The following is a 14,971-nucleotide window of genomic DNA, read 5'->3' on the forward strand; positions in this document are numbered from 1 at the left end:
TCCAGACCCATGCCGCCGATGTCGCTCATGCTGCCTGATTTCATTACCGAGGGTCTGGCCGATCCCAAACGGCGCCGACGCCTGGGCGACATCCTGGTGACGCTGGCCTGCTGCCTGTGGCTGGGCTTTTCCACCTGGACGTTCTTCGTCGCCGACATGCCGGACGAGATTTTCGACAATCACACCGGCAAGGCCATGCAGGAGCGCATGAAGTCCTGCGAGGGCAGCTTCCAGCAGCGCTACAAGTGCAAGCAGGCCCTGCTGCTCACCGGCGAACGCTGGGGCTTTGCCGTGGCCCTGGACCGGGTTCTGCTGATCTGCGCGCCGGCCATCACCGCCTGGCTGGTGTGGGGCGCCATCAAGCGGCGCTGAAAATTCTTCGATCTTATTCCGACGACCGGTTGCCTGGCGGGCGCGCCTGGGGCAGAGTCGAGCCTTTCCAAAAACAAAACCAGAGGTTCCGCCATGGCTGCCATCACCCTTAAGGGCAATCCCATCAACACCAACGGCACTCTGCCGGCGGTGGGGGCTGCCGCTCCCGCTTTCTCCCTGACCGGCGTCGATCTCGCCGACGTGAGCCTGGATGCGGTGGCCGGCAAGACCGTCGTCCTCAACATTTTCCCCAGCATCGACACGCCCACCTGCGCCGCCTCGGTGCGCCGCTTCAACGCCGAGCTGGACAAGCTGGGCAGCGTCGCCGTGCTGTGCGTCTCGGCCGATCTGCCCTTCGCCCACAAGCGCTTCTGCGGCGCCGAGGGGTTGGAGCGGGTGCAGTCCCTGTCCGACATGCGCGACAAGGGCTTCGGCGAGCGCTATGGCGTCAAGATCGTCGACGGTCCGCTGGCCGGCCTGCTGGCCCGCGCCGTGGTGGTGATCAAGGGCGGCAAGGTGGCCTATACCCAGCTGGTCTCCGAGATCGCCGACGAGCCCAATTACGACGCCGCCATCGCCGCCGCCAAGTAATTCGGTCGAGGGTCACGTGAAAGAGTGGGCCGTTTCCGCCGGGAAGCGGCCCTTTTTCATTTGAACGAATTGTCATCCTGAGCGAAGCGAGGGATTTTCGCCTGGATCAGCGGTGCCGGTTCTGAAAAGCCGGGCCAGGATGAGATCCCTCCGCCCTCCGGGCGTCGGGATGACATGGCGAGGGGACGTTCAGCCGCCCAGCAGGCGGGCGGCGACCATCTGGACCAGAGCGCCGATCGACAGGTCGAGAAGGACCAGCAGGCCGGCGGCGCTGGGCTTGACGTCCAGCGCCTGGTGGGCGACGTAGGCCTGATAGACCAGCACCACCACCGTCATGGCCAGGTTGAGCAGCGCCATGCCGGGGCCCGGCGCCAGGTGGATCAGCAATCCCACCGGCAGCAGCACCGCCATCTGGATCACCTGCGACCAGTTGTAGGCGGCGATGTAGCGGAAATAGAGGTGCGAGCGTTCGAGGCCTTCCGAGATGTGGTCCATGACCAGTGGGAAGGCGACGCAGCCGATGACATAGGCGATCAACTCGACGGCCAGGGGGCGCAGCAGGTCGTCCTCGAAGGAACCGTCCAGGGACCGCAGCACCAGGAAACCGGGCAGGATCAGGGCCGGGCCCCAGAAGGAATTGACGAAGCCGCGCGGGCTGGAATCGATCCAGATCAGTCCGGTGGGGTCGCGCCGGGCCAGCCGCCAGGCGCCGAAAACGCCGGCGAAGATGTCGCCGGCGGTGATCATGGTGTTGCCGCCAGACGCACGAGGACGCGGCGGTAGATCTCGGTCAGGGCCTCCATGTCGGCGACGGCCACGTGCTCGTCCGACTTGTGCATGGTCTGGCCGACCAGCCCGAACTCCACCACCGGGCAATGGTTCTTGATGAAGCGGGCGTCCGAGGTTCCACCCGAGGTGGAGGCTTCGGGCACGAGCCCCGTCACCTCGAAGGCCGCCTGGGCGATGGCTTCGGAAAGTTGGCCGGGGGGCGTCAGGAAGGATTCCCCCGACACCTCCACCTTGACCTCGCACTCGCCCTCGACCTGGGCGACGGTGTCCCTGATCCATTTTTCCAGCGACGCGCCGGAATGCAGGTCGTTGAAGCGGATGTTGAAGCCGGCGCGGGCCTCGGCGGGAATGACGTTGGTGGCGGGATTGCCCACGTCCACCGTGGTCAGCGCCAGGGTCGAGGCCTGGAAGTGGGGCGTGCCCTCGTCCAGGGGCTTTTGCGTCAGCAGGCGCAGGATCTCCAGCAGGCGGGGAATGGGATTGTCGGCCAGATGGGGATAGGCGGAATGGCCCTGGGTTCCGAACACCGTCAGGCGGCAGTTGAGGCTGCCCCTGCGGCCGATCTTCATCATGTCGCCCAGCTTTTTCGGATTGGTGGGCTCGCCGACGATGCAGCAATCCAGGCGCTCGCCCCGGGCCGCCAGCCAGTCCAGCACCTTGACGGTGCCGTCCACCGCCGGGCCTTCCTCGTCGCCGGTGATCAGGAGCGAGACCGAGCCCCGGATGGCTCCTTCGGCCTTCAGCCGCGCCACGGCGGCGACGAAGCAGGCGATGGCGCCTTTCATGTCGGCGGCGCCGCGCCCGAACAGGCGGCCCTGGTCAAGGGCAGCCCCGAACGGCTCGGCCGTCCAGCCCTTGCCGGGCGGCACCACGTCGGTGTGGCCGGCGAAGCAGATGTTGGGCGCTTCGGTGCCCAGACGGGCGTAGAGGTTCCTGATCTCCGGCCCGCCGGTCGCCGAGCGGAGGTGGTGGCAGACGAATCCCAGGCCTTCCAGCGCCCCGGCCAGCACGTCCAGCGCACCCGCGTCGTCCGGCGTGACGCTGGGGCGGCGGATCAGCTCCTGGGCGAGCGGGACGGGGTCGGAGAGGCTCATCAGTCGCGCAGCAGCTCGTTGATGCCGACCTTGGAGCGGGTGCGCTCGTCCACCCGCTTCACGATCACCGCGCAATAAAGGTTGGGGCCGGGCGTGCCGTCGGGCAGGGGCTTGCCCGGCATGGTGCCCGACACCACCACGGAATAGGCGGGAACGCGGCCCATGAACACCTCGCCGGTCTCGCGGTCGACGATCTTGGTCGACGCGCCGATATAGACGCCCATGGACAGCACCGCGCCGGTTTCGACGATGACGCCCTCGGCCACCTCGGCGCGGGCGCCGATGAAGCAATTGTCCTCGATGATCACCGGACCGGCCTGCAGCGGCTCCAGCACGCCGCCGATGCCGGCGCCGCCCGAGATGTGCACGTTCTTGCCGATCTGGGCGCACGAGCCCACCGTGGCCCAGGTGTCGACCATGGTGCCGGAATCCACATAGGCGCCCAGGTTGACGAAGCTGGGCATCAGCACCACGCCCGGGGCGATGAAGGCCGAGCGGCGCACCACGGCGCCCGGTACGGCGCGGAAGCCGGCGGCGCGGAAGCGGGCATCGTCCCAGCCCTCGAACTTGGTGGGGACCTTGTCGAACCAGGTGGCGGGGCCGTCGCCCATCACCTTGTTGTCGGACAGGCGGAAGGACAGCAGCACCGCCTTCTTGGCCCACTGGTTGACCACCCACGTGCCGCCGGTCTTCTGGGCGACGCGGAGCGTGCCGGAATCCAGGGCGGCCAGGGTCGCCTCGACGGCGTCGCGCACCTCGCCCTTGGTCTGGAGATTGATGCCGTCGCGGGCTTCCCAGGCGGCGTCGATGGTCTTTTCAAGGGCGGCGAAGCTCATGGCGGATTCCTGCTCAAGCGGTCTGAAAACGGGGCCCAGAACATACTCCGGGTGGCGGGGGAGTCAATAATGCCAGTCTGTCATTCCAAGGCGGAGCCGAGGAATCTCCGTCTGCGCCGTTGTGCCAGGATGAGATCCCTCGGCTCCGCTCGGGATGACATGTTCCTAGTGGTGGTGATGGCCGGGGAAGTGGGGGTGGCCGTGCTCGACCTCCTCGTCCGAGGCGGCGCGGATCTCGGCCACGGTGCAGTCGAACACCAGGGCCATGCCGGCCAGCGGATGGTTGCCGTCCACCACCACCTTGCCGTCGGCCACGTCGGTGACCGAGAACAGCATGGCCTCGTCCTGGTTGCCGTCCATGACGCGTTCGAACTGCATGCCCACCTGGACGTTGTCGGGGAACAGCGAAGCCTCCTCGACGCTGACCAGTTCGGCGTCGTATTCGCCGAAAGCGTCCTCGGGCTGCAGCTTGATGCACAGTTCGTGGCCGGCTTCCTTGCCCTCCAGGGCTTCCTCCAGCCGGGGGAACAGGCCGCCATAGCCGCCGTGCAGGTAGATGATGGGCTCGGCGCCCTCGTCGACGATGTTGCCGTCGGAATCGCTGACGCGGTAGGTCAGGGTGACGACGGTGTCCTTGGCGATCAGCATGTCAGTGTCTTTCGTCGGTCAATGGGGCGTCGATGAGAGAGGCGAGCTGGGCGGCCATCTCGGCCACCGGGGTCTTGAAATCGGAAGGGTCGGGCTGCCGGAACAGCCGCATGGTCGGGTACCAGGGTGACGTTAGCGGTTCGTCCTGCCAACGCCAATCGGAAACGTAGCGCAGCAGTACCCAGACCGGGCGGCCCAGCGCCCCGGCCAGATGGGCGGCCGAGGTGTCGATGGTGATGATCAGGTCCATCCGCTCCATCACATGGGCGGTGTCGGCGAAGGATTTGAGCGCCGGGCCGGCGTCGCGCACCAGCCGGTCGAGCCCCGTGCGCTTCAGATCCTCGGCGCGCGGTCCCATCTGCAGCGAATAGAAGGTCACATGGGGATCGTCCAGCAGCGGACCCAGATCCTCCAGCGGCCAGGACCGGTCGCGCGGCGTGGTCTTGCCCGCCCAGACCAGACCGACCGCCAGCTTCTGGCCCGGCGGCGGCGCCAGGCGGAGGTTGGGACGCGGCGGGGCCTTCAGATAAGGCACCTGGGCCGGAATGGCGTCGAAGCGGGTGTCCATCAGGTGGGGCAGGCTGGCCAGCGGGGCCCAGCAATCATGGACGGGCGGGGTGGTGCCCTTGGGCACCAGCGCCGCCAGACCGGGCAGGCCGGCGAACAGCTCGCTCTGCTCGGGCAGGCATTCCAGCACCACCCTGGCGCCCCGCGCCGCCAGCAGCGGAACGTAACGGACGAATTGCAGCGCGTCGCCGAAGCCCTGCTCGGCCAGCAGCAGCACGGTGCGGCCCGCCGGATCGTCGCCGGTCCAGCGCGGCCCCGGCAGGGGGCGGGTGGGATTGCGGGCCAGCCGGGTGCGCCATTCGTAGCCGGCGAAGCCCTTCTGGTAATCGCCCCTATAGAGGTCGGCCAGGGCCAGATCCCATTGGATTTCGGCGTTGTCGGGATCGGCGGCGGCCAGATGGCTCAGCATGGCGTGGGCCTCGGCGTGCTTGCGCCGGTCGCGCAGCACCAAAGCCAGGTTGTAGGCGTAGCCGGCATTGTCGGGGGCCAGCTCCACGGCCCGGCGCAACGCGGTCTCCGCCTCCTCCAGCCGTCCCAGGTCGCGCAGCGCGTTGCCCAGGTTGGACAAGGTGGAGGCGTCGTCGCCGCCCACCGCCATGGCGCGGCGATAGCTGGTCACCGCCGCCGCCGGCTTGCCCTGGCGGCGCAGGACGGCGCCCAGATTGGCGTGGGCCGACGCCCAGGCGGGCGCCAGCAGGGCGGCGGCGGCGAAGCCCTGCTCGGCCTCGTCCCATCGTCCGTCCCGCCAGGCCTGGGCGGCGGCGGCGAAGGCCTGTTGCGCCTGTGGTAAGGGTGTGTCCGCGGCCATGTTCTGCTCCCCTGGAAGGCGCCATCTTTCCCGAGGATGGCGGCTGCGGCAAGAGGGGGGCTTGGACCATTTATGTTTGTCCCTCGCCGGGCGGGCGCCTTCCGCGCCCTTGGCCGCCGCCTCAATGGCGGCTGATCGCGGCGCACGCCGCTCTTGAACCCTGCCCGGCAATCACAATATCAGCATCATCGAATATAGGAGGCGTCGATGCTGATCCAAGGATTTCCCCCCGATGGCGTGGTGACGGTCAACCGGGTGGTGCTGAAGCCCGGCTTCACGGTGGACGATCTGGAGGAGCGGGTGGCGCTGTTGTGCGAGAACGTCAAGACCTGGCACTCGGAGACCGGCTTCATCGGCGGCTTCGTCTGCCTGAATTCCGGAATGATCTCCAACGAGGGCTCGACGGTGGGCCAGGCGGTCGGCTCGCCCCTGGCCGGGCGGGAGGCGCTGATCATCACCTTCTGGACCAGCTTCGCCGAGCACGAGCAGTCCCACCGGTCCGCCACCTTCCAGCCCCTGTTCAAATCGGTGCTGGAACTGTGCGAGAACGGCAACGAGGAGATCGCCTATTCCATGCTGTGGCAGGGCGCGGCCTACGGCCCGGACCAGGCCCGGCTGGCCCAGGCGGCCAAAGGGGGCTGAGCTACACCCAGCCCTTGCGGCGGAAGTAGAGGTAGGGCAGCACCGCCGAGACCACCGCCAGGCCGATGGCCCAAAGGTAGCCAAGCTCCCACTGCAGCTCCGGGATGATCTTGAAGTTCATGCCGTACCAGCTGGCCACCAGGGTGGGGGGCAGGAACAGCACCGACATGATGGTGAACAGCTTGATCACCTGATTTTGCTGGATGCCGATCAGGCCCAGGGTGGCGTCCAGCAGGAAATTGATCTTGTTGCCCAGGAAGTCGGTGTACTCGGCCAGGGAATGCAGGTCCTGGTCGATGGCCCGCAGGCGGTCGGGCAGGCCGGACAGGCCCAGGGCGCCCTCGCCGTGGGGCAGGAAGGCGGTGGCGCGCTTCAGGCCCAGCAGGGTTTCGCGCGCCTTGCCCGACAGGTCGCCGGTGCGCCCGATGGTGCGCAGCAGGGCCTCCATCTCGCGCGAGCCGGCGCGGCGGCGGCGGTGCTGGGGGCCGTGGGGCTGGTGGAAGATGCGGTGCGAGATGCCGTCCAGACCGGTGCCCAAATCCTGCAGCACGTCGGCGATGCGGTCGATGATGGCTTCCACCAGTCCCAGCATCACGTCGCCGCCGCTGACCGGGGCGGGATGCGCCGCGGGCAGCGCCGCCGCGAAGGTGGCCATGGCGTGGGGCGTGTCGTGGCGCAGCGTCACCAGCAGGGGGCCGCTCAGGATGAAGGTCACGGCGCTGTTGCGCGGCTCGAATCCGCTGGCGCCGGTCAGCACCGGCACGGTCATCACCAGGGCGTCGCCCAGGCGCGACAGCCGTGACGACGTCTCGATCTCCTGCATGCGGTCCCTGGACGGCAGGTCCAGCCCGGTGCGGGCCTCGACCAGGGCGATTTCTTCGGGCGAGGGGTCGAGCAGATCGATCCACAGGGCATCACGGGCGACGCCGTCGGCGCCCCCCGTGGTTACGCCACTTGGGGGCATGCTGCCCGTGGTCACGCCACCCGGGGTGGCATGATAGGTGGTGATCATGCCGTGCCGGCGGCTTCCTGATTGAGGTCGGGCTTGGCCGGCGGCGGAGCCTCGGCGGGATCGGAGGCGCCGTTGCCCTTGGCGGCCGGGGCTTCCAGCGCCTTGATGGCGGAGCCGGCCTTGCGCACCAGGCGGCCTTCCATGGAGGCGCCGGCCTCGATCTCCAGGCTGTCCTGGATCACGTCGCCGATGACCTTGGCGGACTTGGCGATCACCACCGACGAGGCGTTGATCTTGCCGTTCAGCTCGCCATGGACCTGCACGGTCTCGGCGGTGACTTCGCCGGTGATGCGCGCACCCTCGCCCACCAGCAGGCGATGGCAGGCGATGTCGCCTTCCACCTGGCCGTCGATCTGCATCTCGCCCTGGGTGAAGATGTTGCCGACGATGCGCACGTCGGCCCCGATCACCGACAGGGGCAGGCCGTTATTGCCATGACGGGCGGAATGGGTGGCGGCGGATACTGCGCCTAGGGCCTTACCAAGCTTTGGGAGCATTTTCACCTGCCGCGATGAATTTGAGGGGATCCTTGGCCACGTCGGCGACGCGGACCTCGTAATGCAGATGGGGGCCGGTGGAGCGCCCGGTGTTGCCCAGCAGGCCGACCACCGTCGAGCGCGTCACCTTCTGGCCTTCCTTGACCTTGATGCGCGACATGTGGGCGTAGCGGGTGGCCACGCCGTTGCCGTGGTTGATCTCCACGGTCAGGCCGTAGCGGTCCCAGGGGCCGGCGAATTCCACCACGCCGTCGCCGGTGGCGTAGACCGGGGTGCCGTGCGGGGCGCCGAGATCGATGCCTTCATGCACGCCGGTGCGGCGGTTCAGCGGATCGTTGCGGGTGCCGAAGCCGGAATTGAGGTCGTAATCCTCGTGCAGGGGCTCGCCCAGCGGCATCTTCTGCATCACCGCCTTGATGCCGCTCCAGCGGTCCAGGCGGTCGACCAGCCCGGTCAGGCCGGTATCGCCGGTCAGGGTGTTGAGCGGAATGAACGGGCCGCCGCGGCCGGCGTCGCGGTCGCGGCGCTCGAACAGGCGCGACGCGTCGAGGCCGAGGCGGGCCAGCAGACGCTCGGTGTCGGAGATGCGCGACTGGGCGGCGGCGTCGGTGTTCTGCACCGCCTGGGAATAAGCGACGCGCAGGCGCTCCAGCGAGCCTTCCAGGCGGCGGACCTGCTCGCGCACGGCGCGGGCCTCGTCGCCGTCGTCGCTGAGCGCCGGCTCGCCGCTCTTGCCGCGCTTGGCCGGGACGGCCACCTTCCGGGGCGGCTGGTCCTTGGCCAGGGTGGCGTTGGTCTCGGCCAGCACCACCACGTTGGAATGGACCAGATCCACCTCGCGGGCGATGTCGGCCACCATCTTCTGTGACGAGGCCAGACGGTACTGGGCGGCGCGGGTGGCGGCCATCATCTCGTCCAGCTGGCGTTCCTTGGCGGCGATCTCGTCGGGCTGGCGGGTCAGCAGCGCCGAGACGATGCCCGCCCACACCGTGATGGCGGCCATGATCCCCAGCAGGACCAGCTGACGCTTGCGGGTGAAGGTGAAATGCTCGGCGGTGCCGTTGGGGCGGCGGACGAAAACCTGCCACTCGGGAATGGCCCAGGACGCGGCGCGACGCAACGCCTTGAGCCGCTTTCCGGCTGCCGGGATCAGTCGCTTTTCGGTCACTGTCCTGACGTCCCCCACGTTTCGGATGGCCTGCCTGATCGCAAAGCGGGGCAAGTCTACCCAGCCCGGCCCCCATTAACCTATAGGTAAGAACTCCTTACATCGGCCGGACCGATATTCCAAATCGAATCTGCCGATGACCGGCAAAAAATGCGTCACCGCGTTTCATTTCGCCATGCCGCCAGCAGCAATCCCAGGCCGAGAAGCGCCAGGGCCAGGGCGGGCGCCAGGGCGATTTCGCGAATTCCGTCAACCACGTAATCGCCCTTCTCGGCGAAGCCCATCCAGCCCGGCCCACCGGCCACCGAGCCCGGGGCCACCCGCCGGGGTTCGGGCACGCCGCCCTCGGCCAGCCAGGCCAGCGCGCCTCCGGTGGCCTGGGCGACGGGGGCGAGGCGCTGGGGCGTGGCGGTCAGCTCGGCCAGCTCCACCGGATTGGCCTGGCCGGCGGCGGCCAGGGCGACGCGGCCGTCGGCGGTGGCGATCCGCCACAGGCCGGTCTGGGCGGCGTCGACGCTTCCCCGCGCCACGCCTTCCGGATCGGGCTGGAGCACGAGCGGATTCCGCGTGCCGTCGGGGGCGGTGATCGTGGCTTCCACCGGCCCGGTGGCGCCGCGGGCCGCCACCTCCAGCCGCCCGCCCGCCATGGTGGCCAGCAGGGCGTTTTCCTCCAGGTCGGGTTCTTTCATCAGCCAGTGGGCGAGGCGGCGCGTCATCTCGGCATGGGGGCCGCCGCCTTCCCAGCCCCGCGCCCACAGCCACAAGGTGTCGGACAGCACCATGGCGACGCGGCCCTCGCCCACCCGGTCCAGCACCACCAGCGGGCGGTCGCCGATTCCCGACAGCAAGGTGGTGCCCTTGGCGGTTCCCACCTCGATCTGGCGCATCCAGCTGCCCCAGGGCGGATCGCCGGGCTTGGTGCCCGGCAATCCGGCCATGACGGGATGGCGGCGGCCCGAATCGGTCAGGCGGGGGCGGAACTCGCGCTCCAGCTTGGCCCCGGTGGGCAGGGCCGGCAGCACATCGGCCAGGGCGGATTCGGCGATGCCGTCGGCTTCGGCGAATTCCGGCCCCACGGCGGCCAGCAGGGCGCCGCCGTTCCGCACATAGCGGGCGAGGTTGCGGTAATAGGCCGGGGCCAGCACGCCCCGGCGGCGGTAGCGGTCGAAGATGATCAGGTCGAATTCGCCCAGCTTCTCCTCGAACAGCTCGCGCACGGGAAAGCTGATCAGGCTCATCTCGCGGATGGGCGTCTGGTCGTCCTTTTCCGGCGGCCGCAGGATGGTGAAGTGGACCAGATCCACCGCCGGGTCGGACTTCACCAGGTTGCGCCAGGTACGCTCGCCGGCATGGGGCTCGCCCGACACCAGCAGCACCTTGAGGCGGTTGCGCACGCCGGAAAGGGAGAGCGCGGCGCGGTTGTTGACCAGGGACAGCTCGCCCGGCCCGGCTTCGGCCTCCAGTTCCACCACGTTGGCCCCGGCGTGGAGGATGGGCACCTCCAAAGTGGCGTCGCGGTTGAGCGGCACGGTGATCGCGGCGAAGGGCTTGCCGTCGACGCGCACCGCCACCACTGCCTCGCCCGTGGCTCCCTGGTCCTCGACCCGGAAGGCCAGGGTGGCGCTTTCCCCCACCAGGGCGAAGGCGGGCGAGGCGCCGGGCACCAGGCGGCGATCGCGCTCGCCCCTTTGTCCGGTCAGCAGCGTGTGGACGGGCGCGCCCAGCGAACGGCCCGAATCGGCGGGCACGTCGTGGACGCGGCCATCGGTGATCAGCGCCACTCCGGCCAGACGGCGGCGCGGCACGTCGGCCAGCGCCCGCTCCATCGCCTCGAACAGCCTGGTGCCCCGATCGATGCCCGGTTCGGCCCCCACCCGCTCGACGCGCACCTCCAACCCTTTGATTTGGCCGAGACGCCGGGTCAGATCGTCGGTCGCCGCCCGTGTCTGGGCCGGGCGGTCGCCGATGGCCTGGGAGGGGCTTTCGTCCACCACCACCAGCGCCACGTCGGCGAGCGGCGTGCGGTTCTCGGCCAGCAGGCGGGGATTGGCCAGCATGGCCAGCAGCAGGGCCAGCACCAGGGCGCGGAGCAGGGTACCGGACGCCCGCCGCCAAACGCCGATGCCGACCAGCAGCAGCGCCATTCCGCCAAGGATTGCAATGACGGCCCAAGGAAACAGCGGGGCGAAGGCGATGGAGTGATGGCTCATCGCTTCAGCCTGTCCATGATGGCCGGCAGGTGGACCTGATCGGCCTTGTAGTTCCCGGTGAGCGCGTACATCACCAGGTTGATGCCGAAGCGGTAGGCGTATTCCCGCTGGCGCTCGCCGCCCGGCACCACGGCGTGGGTGGGCCGTCCGCGCTCGTCCACCGCCCAGGCGGCCATCCAGTCGTTGCCGCCCAGCACCACCGGCGAGACGCCGTCATTGCCGGCTTGCGCTCCCTGGCTGACCCACAAGGTGGCGCCGTCCCAGCGCCCCGGCACGCCCTTCAGCAGGTAGAACGAGCGGGTCAGCACATGGTCGGGCCCCATGGGGGCCAGCGGCGGCAGGGCCAATCCGGCCACCAGCCGGCGCAGGCGCTCCAGCGCGGCCGTATCGGGACCGGCCCCGGCGGTCCCCTCGTCGCCGGTGTCGAACAGGATCAGCCCGCCCTTGGCCATGTAGGCGTTGAGCTTCTCCGCCGCCTGTTCCGAAGGCGGCTTCTGGCCGGACGTGATCCGCCAGTAGAGCAGGGGAAAGAACACCACCGGGTCGCGGTCGGGGTCCACCAGCATGGGTTCGGCCAGTTCGGCGGTGGAGCGCTCGGCAAGCCGCGCCGACAGCCCGCGCAGCCCCGCCAGGCACAGGCGGTCCATGGCGGCATCCCCGGTGGCGACGCAGGCCAGCCGGGTGGCCAGACCGGCGTCCAGGGCGAAGGAGGCGGCGCGGGCCTCGCCGCCCGCCCCCAGCAGCAGGGCCAGGGCGGCGATGCGCCACAGCAGCCCGCGCAGCGCGAAGGTGGCGGCCATGTCGGCCAAAGCGAGGAGCAATGCCGCCAGCAACAGGGGCGGGCGGAACTCCAGGCCCGGCTGGCTTTCGCCCAATGCTGTGGCGGCGGCGCCGGGCGGCGGGACGAAGCGTTCGGCCAGGGCCACGGCGGGACCCAGGTTGAAGGCGGTCCGCGCCTCGGCCGGTCCGTAGAGGCCGGGGGGATGGCGGGGCTGGGCGACGGCGGTAGGCAGGCTTTCGCGGTCCAGGGGCTGGGCAATGCCGGCGGCGGGATGCAGGCGTCCCAGCCCGTCCAGCACCTCGGCCGGGGCCAGCTTTCCCGCCGGGACGGTCGCGCCGCTTCCCCCCTGCGACAGGGCGGCCACCCGGCGCAGCATGTCCACGAACAGGCCCGACAGGGCCAGATTGCCCCATTCGGCGTTGGCGCTGGTGTGGATCAGCACCACCAGCCCCTTGCCGCGCCGTTCGGCGGTGACCAGCGGCGTGCCGTCGGCGAGGCTGGCCCAGGTGCGGGCCGCAAGCTCCAGGCCCGGCTCGGCCAGCACCTGCGAGCGGATCTCCACATCGTCGGGGATGGCGAGGCCATGGAAGGGCGAGGTTTCGGGGAAGGGGGCAAGCCGCATGGGCGTCGTCCACGACAGCACGCCGCCCAGGGTGCGCCCCCCCGACAGCAGGCGGACCGGCAGCAGCGGGTCGTCCGCCGCGCCCCCTTGCGTATTGTTGGGGGCCAGCAGCGGCCCGGCGAAGCGCAGCAGCACGGCGCCCTGCTCGACCCTGGCGGCCAGCCGGACGGCGTTGGGGCCGGGCGGCAGCGGCACGTCGGCCAGGACGATCACGTCCAGCGCGGAATCGGCGGCCAGTTCCGCCACCTCGCCCCGCTTCAACTCGGCATGGGGGGCCAGGGCGCGCTCCACGTAATACAGGCGGTCGAGCAGCGGCGCCGAAGCGGGATCGCCGCCGGCCAGGCCGGCGCTCCGCCGCCGGCTGCCCTCGTCCAGCAGCAGAGTGGCGCCGGCCGAGCGCTCGTTCTCGATCTCCAGGCGGGTCAGGCGGTTGCGCAACTGAGTGGGCAGATCGAGGGGGATTTCGGCCGTGGCGTGTCCCGCCTCGAAACGCCCTTCGCCCCGGGCCAGCACCGTTCCCTTGGCGTCCAGGGCCCGGACGGCGACGGGTTCGGCCTCGCCCGAGGGCAGGCGGCGGACCACCGGGGCCAGCCGTTCGGCCTGGACGCCCGGCAGCAGCAGGCGGCCGCTGCGCCCCGTGACGATCTCCAATCCGCCACCCAGGCCCTGCAGGCGGCGCGACAGCGCCCCGTCGGCCGGGTCGGCCAGCCCGTCATGCAGCCACACCACCCGCCCGGCCCGGTCGAAGGGCAGGGAATCCAGGGCCTTCAGCGCCCCATTGCGGTCGGTGGGCCAGGGCCGGGGCTCCAGCCCCGCCGCCTGGGCGCGGGCCTCCGCCGCCGGCATCAGCCTGCCCAGGGTTACCGGCCCGCCATCGGCGGGCGGCGCGGTGGCAAGGGTCATCACGGGCCGCCCGGCGCGTTCGGCGGCGGCCAACAGCTGGTCCACATGCTCGCGCCGCCGGTCCCAGTCGCGCGCCGCCGCCCAGCCGTCGTCGATGACCAGCAGCAGAGGCCCGTCGCTCCGGGCCGGGGCCTGGGGGGCGAGGCTGGGCCCGGCGGCGGCCAGGATCAGGATGACGGCCAGGGCGAGGCGCAGCACCAGCAGCCAGAACGGCGTGGCCTCGGCCTCGCGCCGCTTGGTGTCGAGGCCCAGCAGCAGGGAGAGGGCGGGAAAAGTCACCTTGCGCGGCCGGGGCGGCGTCACGCGCAGCAACCGCCACAACAGCGGCAGCCCGGCCAGCAGCGCCAGGGCCCAAGGGGCGGCGAAGGCGAGACCGGGCAGGAAGGTCATGGGGCGCGGCCTCCCGGAACTGTCATCCCGACGACCAGCGGGAGGAGGGATCTCATTCTGATCCGGCTTTTCCGATTGGGCATCAGCGGAGCAGGCGGAGATCCCTCGCCTGCGCTCGGGATGACACTGAATACGGTCATGGGGCGCGGCCCCCCACTTTCTGCGCCAGGGCCAGCAGGCAGGGGGCGGCGGGGCGGTCGGTGCGGTGGGTGGCGAAGCTCCAGCCCAGGGTGCGCGCCAGGGCGGACAAGGCGTCGCGCCGGGCGGCGAGGCGCTCCAGATAGGCGGCGCGCAGGTCCTCGGCCCGGCCGGTTTCCAACTCGCCCTCGCCTTCGAGCCCCAGGAAGCGCAGGCGGCCTTCATAGGGCAGGCTTTCCTCGGCCGGGTCCAGCACCTGCAGCAGATGGCCCGACGCCCCCGCCCGGGCCAGGGCCTCCACGCGGGTTGCGATATCGTCCAAGGGGTCGAGGAAGTCGCCGGCCAGCACCAGGGTGGCGTGGCGGGGCAGGCGGGCTGGCGGGGAGAGGGGGGCGCCGGCGGCGTGCTCCAGCGCCAAAGCGAGGCGGCCCAGCGCTCCGCTGCCCCAGCACGGCGGCGCCTCGCCGGTCAGGCAGGCCACCCGCTCGCCGCCCTTGAGCAACAGGGCGGCCAGCGCCAGGACCAGCAGGCGGGCGCGGTCATGCTTGGTGGGCAGCGCGGTGTCCGAGCGCCAGCCCATGGAGGGCGAGGAGTCCAGCCACAGCCAGACGGTCTGGGACGCCGCCCATTCCGTCTCGCGCACATAGAGGTGGTCGGAGCGGGCCGAACGGCGCCAGTCGATGGACCCGGCCCCGTCGCCCGGCTGTGCCCGGCGGTACTGCCAGAAGGCATCGCCGGACCCGGCACGGCGCCGTCCATGGACACCCTGGGCCACCGATTGCGCCACCCGCTCGGCCTCGACCAGCAGCGGGGGAAAGCGCGAGGCCAGCTCCTCGGCGCGGAACTCGACCGAGCGGTTGGTGCCCGTTGCCTTAAGGGAAGACTTGCCGGTCATCCGGTCTC

Annotated in this window: 14 protein-coding genes; 3 read left to right on the plus strand and 11 right to left on the minus strand. The window is 70.4% G+C overall.

Annotated elements, in window-relative coordinates; translation table 11 throughout:
- The first annotated feature begins 9 nt into the window (after positions 1-9).
- A complete protein-coding gene (locus WV31_RS15695; RefSeq protein ID WP_085374449.1) occupies positions 10-372 on the plus strand; it encodes a hypothetical protein in 363 nt (120 codons plus the stop codon).
- A 93-nt stretch (positions 373-465) separates the two neighbouring features.
- Positions 466-963 carry a thiol peroxidase gene (tpx, locus tag WV31_RS15700; protein ID WP_085374450.1) on the plus strand — a complete coding sequence of 166 codons (498 nt, stop codon included), beginning with the start codon at positions 466-468 and terminating at the stop codon, positions 961-963.
- 189 nt (positions 964-1,152) lie between these two features.
- Here the strand turns inward: tpx and WV31_RS15705 are convergent, their stop codons facing one another.
- From WV31_RS15705 to WV31_RS15725, 5 genes are all read right to left on the minus strand, one after another.
- Positions 1,153-1,710, minus strand: a complete 558-nt coding sequence (locus WV31_RS15705) for a hypothetical protein (RefSeq protein WP_085374451.1) — start codon at positions 1,708-1,710, stop codon at positions 1,153-1,155.
- Positions 1,707-2,846, minus strand: a complete 1,140-nt coding sequence (gene dapE / locus WV31_RS15710; protein ID WP_085374452.1) for a succinyl-diaminopimelate desuccinylase — start codon at positions 2,844-2,846, stop codon at positions 1,707-1,709. Before dapE ends, WV31_RS15705 begins: the two co-directional genes overlap by 4 nt.
- The gene (gene dapD / locus WV31_RS15715) at positions 2,846-3,682 is read right to left on the minus strand and encodes a 2,3,4,5-tetrahydropyridine-2,6-dicarboxylate N-succinyltransferase (protein WP_085374453.1); all 837 of its coding nucleotides are present in this window, start codon (positions 3,680-3,682) and stop codon (positions 2,846-2,848) included. The genes dapE and dapD overlap by 1 nt, the downstream gene beginning before the upstream one ends.
- Before the next feature lie 165 nt (positions 3,683-3,847).
- The gene (locus WV31_RS15720) at positions 3,848-4,330 is read right to left on the minus strand and encodes an FKBP-type peptidyl-prolyl cis-trans isomerase (protein WP_085374454.1); all 483 of its coding nucleotides are present in this window, start codon (positions 4,328-4,330) and stop codon (positions 3,848-3,850) included.
- A gap of 1 nt (position 4,331) precedes the next feature.
- Complete coding sequence (locus WV31_RS15725; RefSeq protein WP_085374455.1) at positions 4,332-5,705, minus strand: tetratricopeptide repeat protein; 1,374 nt, start codon at positions 5,703-5,705, stop codon at positions 4,332-4,334.
- Positions 5,706-5,912: 207 nt separating this feature from the next.
- On the opposite strand from WV31_RS15725, the gene WV31_RS15730 reads away from it, so the two are divergent.
- Complete coding sequence (locus WV31_RS15730; protein WP_085374456.1) at positions 5,913-6,347, plus strand: ligand-binding protein SH3; 435 nt, start codon at positions 5,913-5,915, stop codon at positions 6,345-6,347.
- A 1-nt stretch (position 6,348) separates the two neighbouring features.
- Here WV31_RS15730 and WV31_RS15735 read toward each other — a convergent pair whose 3' ends face one another.
- The 6 genes from WV31_RS15735 to WV31_RS22710 form a co-directional block, all read right to left on the minus strand.
- A complete protein-coding gene (locus WV31_RS15735; protein WP_085374457.1) occupies positions 6,349-7,359 on the minus strand; it encodes a magnesium transporter CorA family protein in 1,011 nt (336 codons plus the stop codon).
- Positions 7,356-7,856, minus strand: a complete 501-nt coding sequence (locus WV31_RS15740; RefSeq protein WP_085374458.1) for a bactofilin family protein — start codon at positions 7,854-7,856, stop codon at positions 7,356-7,358. Before WV31_RS15740 ends, WV31_RS15735 begins: the two co-directional genes overlap by 4 nt.
- Positions 7,837-9,024, minus strand: coding sequence for a M23 family metallopeptidase (locus WV31_RS15745; RefSeq protein WP_237051322.1), 1,188 nt, complete (start codon positions 9,022-9,024; stop codon positions 7,837-7,839). The genes WV31_RS15740 and WV31_RS15745 overlap by 20 nt, the downstream gene beginning before the upstream one ends.
- Before the next feature lie 155 nt (positions 9,025-9,179).
- The gene (locus WV31_RS15750; protein ID WP_085374459.1) at positions 9,180-11,234 is read right to left on the minus strand and encodes a hypothetical protein; all 2,055 of its coding nucleotides are present in this window, start codon (positions 11,232-11,234) and stop codon (positions 9,180-9,182) included.
- Positions 11,231-13,930, minus strand: coding sequence for a DUF4159 domain-containing protein (locus tag WV31_RS15755; RefSeq protein WP_085374460.1), 2,700 nt, complete (start codon positions 13,928-13,930; stop codon positions 11,231-11,233). Before WV31_RS15755 ends, WV31_RS15750 begins: the two co-directional genes overlap by 4 nt.
- 136 nt (positions 13,931-14,066) lie before the next feature.
- Complete coding sequence (locus tag WV31_RS22710) at positions 14,067-14,963, minus strand: DUF58 domain-containing protein (protein ID WP_085374461.1); 897 nt, start codon at positions 14,961-14,963, stop codon at positions 14,067-14,069.
- Positions 14,964-14,971: the final 8 nt, after the last annotated feature.

The organism is Magnetospirillum sp. ME-1 (assembly GCF_002105535.1).
GTDB lineage: Bacteria > Pseudomonadota > Alphaproteobacteria > Rhodospirillales > Magnetospirillaceae > Phaeospirillum.

Excerpts from the sequence above, each read along its gene's own strand:
- WV31_RS15695 (WP_085374449.1), top strand. The coding sequence starts at position 10 with ATGCCGCCGATGTCGCTCATGCTGCCTGATTTCATTACCGAGGGTCTG.
- tpx (WP_085374450.1), top strand. The coding sequence starts at position 466 with ATGGCTGCCATCACCCTTAAGGGCAATCCCATCAACACCAACGGCACT.
- WV31_RS15705 (WP_085374451.1), bottom strand. The coding sequence starts at position 1,710 with ATGATCACCGCCGGCGACATCTTCGCCGGCGTTTTCGGCGCCTGGCGG.
- dapE (WP_085374452.1), bottom strand. The coding sequence starts at position 2,846 with ATGAGCCTCTCCGACCCCGTCCCGCTCGCCCAGGAGCTGATCCGCCGC.
- dapD (WP_085374453.1), bottom strand. The coding sequence starts at position 3,682 with ATGAGCTTCGCCGCCCTTGAAAAGACCATCGACGCCGCCTGGGAAGCC.
- WV31_RS15720 (WP_085374454.1), bottom strand. The coding sequence starts at position 4,330 with ATGCTGATCGCCAAGGACACCGTCGTCACCCTGACCTACCGCGTCAGC.
- WV31_RS15725 (WP_085374455.1), bottom strand. The coding sequence starts at position 5,705 with ATGGCCGCGGACACACCCTTACCACAGGCGCAACAGGCCTTCGCCGCC.
- WV31_RS15730 (WP_085374456.1), top strand. The coding sequence starts at position 5,913 with ATGCTGATCCAAGGATTTCCCCCCGATGGCGTGGTGACGGTCAACCGG.
- WV31_RS15735 (WP_085374457.1), bottom strand. The coding sequence starts at position 7,359 with ATGATCACCACCTATCATGCCACCCCGGGTGGCGTGACCACGGGCAGC.
- WV31_RS15740 (WP_085374458.1), bottom strand. The coding sequence starts at position 7,856 with ATGCTCCCAAAGCTTGGTAAGGCCCTAGGCGCAGTATCCGCCGCCACC.
- WV31_RS15750 (WP_085374459.1), bottom strand. The coding sequence starts at position 11,234 with ATGAGCCATCACTCCATCGCCTTCGCCCCGCTGTTTCCTTGGGCCGTC.
- WV31_RS15755 (WP_085374460.1), bottom strand. The coding sequence starts at position 13,930 with ATGACCTTCCTGCCCGGTCTCGCCTTCGCCGCCCCTTGGGCCCTGGCG.
- WV31_RS22710 (WP_085374461.1), bottom strand. The coding sequence starts at position 14,963 with ATGACCGGCAAGTCTTCCCTTAAGGCAACGGGCACCAACCGCTCGGTC.